This window comes from Paraglaciecola sp. (assembly GCF_030730205.1).
GTDB lineage: Bacteria > Pseudomonadota > Gammaproteobacteria > Enterobacterales > Alteromonadaceae > Paraglaciecola.
This window is the reverse complement of the sequence record NZ_JANQVQ010000330.1, coordinates 3,350-6,972: the sequence shown is the minus strand read 5'-3', so window position 1 is coordinate 6,972 and position 3,623 is coordinate 3,350. Positions and strand designations below refer to the sequence as shown.

2 protein-coding genes are annotated in these 3,623 nt (G+C 41.3%); one reads left to right on the top strand and one right to left on the bottom strand.

What is annotated here, in order from left to right; translation table 11 throughout:
- The first annotated feature begins 668 nt into the window (after positions 1-668).
- Positions 669-2,798 (top strand): hypothetical protein, encoded by a 2,130-nt coding sequence (locus tag NWQ57_RS21635; RefSeq protein ID WP_306024268.1) that lies wholly within the window; start codon positions 669-671, stop codon positions 2,796-2,798.
- 503 nt (positions 2,799-3,301) lie between these two features.
- Here NWQ57_RS21635 and NWQ57_RS21630 read toward each other — a convergent pair.
- The coding region (locus NWQ57_RS21630; protein WP_306024267.1) for a hypothetical protein at positions 3,302-3,623 on the bottom strand (322 nt) is incomplete at its 5' end.

Here is a 3,623-nt window from a genome sequence, read left to right as displayed (position 1 = left end):
TTGCTCCTGCGTCGCGATTTTAGCCAACAATTATTTGCCTCTGAATGAGGCGTTAATGTCCGCTTTGCGTTTAAAGCAAATAAATATTAGAACAAGTCCACTGCTAAATTATTCCTCAAATTGTAAAACTCAAGGCATCTCCCTGACCGTCTCCTTTCTGCTAAGTGGGTTCGTTCACTGGGTCTAACGTGAACAGCCGCTTTTGGCACAAATTTGCCCTTCAACTTAAACCTATCTTTCCGCAAATAGCGGGCGTAAATGCACAACGGGTTTACGCCCAAAGCGGACCAAATCACTTTTCAGGCAGTACGATAAACTGATGCAAATTATACGTTTTTAACGAACCTGACTCCAAAGGTTTTGAATGTAGATCGTTGTTCATAGTTCTCTCCATCTCTTTCTTGTTTGTCTTATCCGTAAATTCAAGCTGAAGTATTTTCTATGTCCTTGAAAGACCAGGGATGTTTGTCATGGAGTTCACAGGTCAATACCAAAAAATATCAATAAGTTGAGCTAATCTACTTAGAAAATTTGATATGCGCTGAAAACATTCACATTAAAGATAACAGGTGATATAACAAGCACTAACACTTTAAAGAGTGCGGCCATGAAGTAGCGGTTGCCGACAATGTGAAATGAATTCACGAAAAATATAAGCACAGGACATCATGTCATTTTTCAAGGAACTTAAACGCCGCAATGTAGTAAAAGTCGCCAGTGTATATCTGGTCACCGCTTGGTTAGTGATTCAAATCATTGCTGTTATTTCCCCTTATCTTCAATTACCCACCATTTTTGGCACCATGGTTACCGTGGTGCTAATGATAGGTTTTCCTATTGCTTGTATTTTTGCCTGGGCCTTTGAATTGACCCCAGAGGGTATTCGCCCCACCAACGATGTCGAGCAAGGTACTTCCATCACCAACCAAACTGGGCAAAAAATTAATCGTTTGTTGCTGAGTGTGGTGGCGTTACTGCTTGTTTATCTTACGGTCGATAAATTGTGGTTATCTTCTCCTGCCACACCAGTAATGCAAGAAGCTGAATTAGTGACTGCCCAAAACCAAACCAAAGTGCTGGCAGTAATGCCCTTTTTAAACTTGAGTAATGATCCCGAGCAAGACATCTTTGTTGATGGCCTGACCGAAGAGCTGCTTAATACACTGGTACGAATTCATGATTTAAAAGTGCTGGGGCGCACCACCAGTTTTGCCTATAAAAATGTGCAAAAAGATTTAACCGTGATTGCTGCTGAGCTCAAGGCCGATTATTTGATTGAAGGTAGCGTGCGCAAAAGTCAGGACAATCTGCGCATCACCGTACAACTGATTGAGGCTACATCAGGGGCGCACCTTTTTTCTGATACTTTTGATCGTAAACTCGAAGATGTGTTTGTATTGCAAGAAGAAGTCAGTGATCAGGTGGCCTCGGCGCTTAAACTTAAACTGATCCATCAGGATGACCGCTATGCAGCGGCTCTTGATAAACTGGATTATAAAGCCGTTGAGCAGTTGGTTATCGCCCGCGCATTGGCAAACCGTGAAACAACAGCGGATATTAATCGGGCCAAACTGATCTTAAATACTTTACTTGAGCAGTATCCTGATACATCAGCCATTTTGGGCCTAGCCGCCTATGTGGGTGTTTCTGATGTGTCTTACACTGAAAATGATGATGTTAGTGCTAAACAGATTATTGACTTTGCCGAGCAAGCCTTAGCGCTCGACCCCTTAAACCGCGATGCAATTTACTCCTTGGCAGTATATTACGATGATTTTGCCCAATTGACTGACAAAGCCGTGCAACTTTACCAAAAGGCCAAACAGGCTTACCCTTTTGATTGGGAAATACAGTATCAGCATTTTGGTGCCCTTATTACTCGTTATACTCCCTGCGAAGATATTGCAAAATTTGTCGATAGTATTGCCCCTGCATCGCTAGAGTTAGTCTACAAAAACCGCCTGCAATATTTTGTGCTACATTGTTTGTCACCTGCAGACGCACAAGATTTTAAACAAAATGCCACAACAGAAGACGTATCTCGTTACGTCTCATACAGAAACCCTGAGCTAGACTTATTGAGCGTGCAACGCTTTTATCAAGACAACCCCAACCAACGCTACACTCATGGATATTTTTATTACTTAAACAAACTCGGCCTACATCAGCGCGCCCAAACGTTGTTAGACAATATCGATATGAGCAGTAATGGATACTGGGCGACCTATAGTTACACCGCGGCTTATTTTAACGGTTACCCATTACCCAACAAATCATTTGATGAGTTGTGGAATGCACTGGTACCCAATCAATATTTCAACATTTTTTCAGAAGACGCCATGGTATTAATCGACATGGCGCAAAAGAGTGAACAGCTTGGTGAGTTAAGAAAACGCGTCAAGCAATTGATTCCGCCTACTGCCTCAATTGAGCAATTAAATGTTACGGTTTCGTACATTAGCTTTTTGCGCAAATTGGGCGACACAAATCAAGCAAAAAAACTGGCCGAACAAGTCTTACAACTTATAGCAGAATACAAATTAGCTCATCCTGCCTCCTATGATTTTTACCAATCCATGGCTGCATTTGAATTTGCCTTGTCGCTTTATGCCGGGCAATTCGAGCAGGCGCAAAGCTTATTGCAACAACTGCCAGAAGATTCTGGCATTGGTTTGTGGGGTCTAGAAGAAGTGCGCTATGAGACTAGTGATATAGGTGATAAACCGCTTATTCAGGCCCTGCTGAGTAAAATTGACAGCGAGCGAATGCGCTTGCGCAAAAAGTATGAATTTGAGTAAATGTTATCAAAGGCGTGTTGACCTTTAGTGTGTTTTTGCAGCGAGTTGGGCAGTATTTATACAATAAAGCACCAGTGCGGCAAACCCAGGGGATGGTGATCCAAGTAGTCTAGGAGGTTGCAAAATTACCGTGTATTGGCAAGGTTGCAATGATTACACCACTGAAGAAAGTGGCTAACGTTTAACATTTATCGCTTTTTAACACTTAGTTAAAACCTGCGGGGTCAAAACCTGCGGGGGTCAGGTTCCCTGAAAGGTATCATTTGCCACCCAGCTTACTGGTCAACCTTTTAGGTTATTTCGTCCGCTTTGGGTCGAGAGCAGACCTTTTTTTGATTATTTATTTCGCTCAAAATTGCCCTTCAACCAATATATCGATTGTCTGCAAACTGTAATTTAGGATCGAGCAGTAAAATCAGACTTTAACCTGCTTATGCACAAAAGGTCGCCAAATTTGATTGAACTTAACTAGCGAAATACCTTAAATATTAACTTCAAAAATTTTACTTTTTATCGAAAATATCACTAACTGAAATCACTTGATTAGGCTTACCAAAACTAATTTCACCAGCTTTGTTTTTAAAATCTTCCCAGCCAACATCTAAGTCGGGCTCATTAATTTTTATTGATGTCAGGTCTTTTATCGAGAAAGGATTGACAAAAAGAGGACAGTCTCTGTCTATCTTGGTCGCAGCTTTTTCAAAATGCTCATAACTGACTTTTAAAGCCGACTCCTCTAATGCGAACCGGCAAGCTTGATTGAGTAAATCTCTTAGTTTTCTTAAGTTGCCTGATGAAAAAGAATATAAACGTATAGCAATATTT